Annotated in this window: 1 protein-coding gene; it reads right to left on the reverse strand. The window is 71.8% G+C overall.

Annotated features, from left to right (window positions below; translation table 11 throughout):
- On the reverse strand, nucleotides 1-1,437 hold a 1,437-nt coding region (locus ACE3O1_RS15675), incomplete at its 3' end, for a DUF4118 domain-containing protein (RefSeq protein ID WP_374316643.1).
- Nucleotides 1,438-1,531 lie beyond the last annotated feature (94 nt).

Raw genomic sequence — 1,531 nt, forward strand, 5'->3', positions numbered from 1 at the left:
CGCCCGGTCCACGATGAAGCTCACCAGAACGGCGATCACGACGTACAGCGCCAGGGCCCACGCATTGCGCGGGTCGGCGATCGACACGGTGTAGAACGGCGCGACGAAGAAGTAGTTCAGGCTGAGCCCCGACATCACGGCGGCGAACACCGCCGGCCAGATCCCGCCGACGAGGGCCACCACGACGACGAGCAGCTGGTAGGCGAGCACGTCGGTCGTGATCGTCTCCTCGGTGCGCGTGGCCACGAGCAGCCACGTCAGCAGGGGACCGCCGATCAGGGCGACCGCGAAGCCCAGCGCCCGCCTCTTGACGCTGAGTGCGCCGCCGGTGAGGCGGGGCAGCAGGTGCCGTCCGCCCGCCGCGGAGTGCGTCACCATGTGCACGTCGATGTCACCGGACTCGCGGATCACGGTGGCGCCGATGCCCGGCCCGGTGAGGGCGGTGGCCAGGCGCCCGCGGCGACTTGCGCCCATCACGAGCTGCGTGGCGTCGACCGACCGCGCGAACTCGACCAGGGTGCGCGGGACGTCGTCGCCGACCACCTGGTGGTACGTTCCGCCGAGCGACTCGACGAGGGCCCGCTGCTCCGCGAGCGCACCGGGGTCGCCCTCGCGCAGGCCGTCCTGGCCCGAGACGTGGACGGCCAGCAGCTCGCCCCCGGCAGAGCGGGCGGCGATGCGTGCGCCGCGGCGGAGGAGGGTCGTCCCCTCATCCCCGCCCGTCAGGGCGACCACGACCCGCTCGCGCGCCTGCCAGGTGCCGTCGATGCCGTGCTCGGCGCGGTAGCTGCGCAGGGCGCTGTCGACCTCGTCGGCGAGCCACAGCAGCGCGAGCTCGCGCAGCGCGGTGAGGTTCCCCAGGCGGAAGTAGTTCGACAGCGCCGCATCGACGCGGTCCGCCGGATAGACGAGCCCGCCGGAAAGGCGGTCGCGCAGCGACTGCGGCGCGAGGTCGACGAGTTCGATCTGGTCGGCCGCGCGGACAACGGCATCCGGGATCGTCTCGCGCTGGGTGACGCCCGTGATCTGCTCGACCACGCCGTTGAGCGACTCGATGTGCTGCACGTTGACCGTCGTGATGACGTCGATGCCCGCGTCGAGGATGAGGTCGACATCCTGCCAGCGCTTCGTGTGGGGCGAGCCGGGCGCGTTGGTATGGGCGAGTTCGTCGATGAGGGCGATGTCCGGATGCCGCGCGAGCACCGCATCGACGTCGAGCTCGGGCAGCTCGACTCCGCGATACGACACGAGCGCACGCGGCACGAGTTCGAGCCCGTCAGTCTGCCGTGCGGTGGCGGCGCGGCCGTGGGTCTCGACGAACCCGATGACCACGTCGCGGCCCTCCGCCGAGAGCCGGGTGCCCTCCTCGAGCATCTCGAAGGTCTTGCCGACCCCGGGTGCGGCGCCGAGCAGAACCCTGAGCTTGCCGCGCTTCACGTGCTCACCCTACGACTTCCGGCGAGACGTCCGCCGCCGACGGATGCCTCGGCCGCCCCGTCTCATCGCTCGAGCCCGTCGAGGGCGAGGTTGA

Source organism: Microbacterium sp., from assembly GCF_041909575.1.
Classification (GTDB): domain Bacteria; phylum Actinomycetota; class Actinomycetes; order Actinomycetales; family Microbacteriaceae; genus Microbacterium.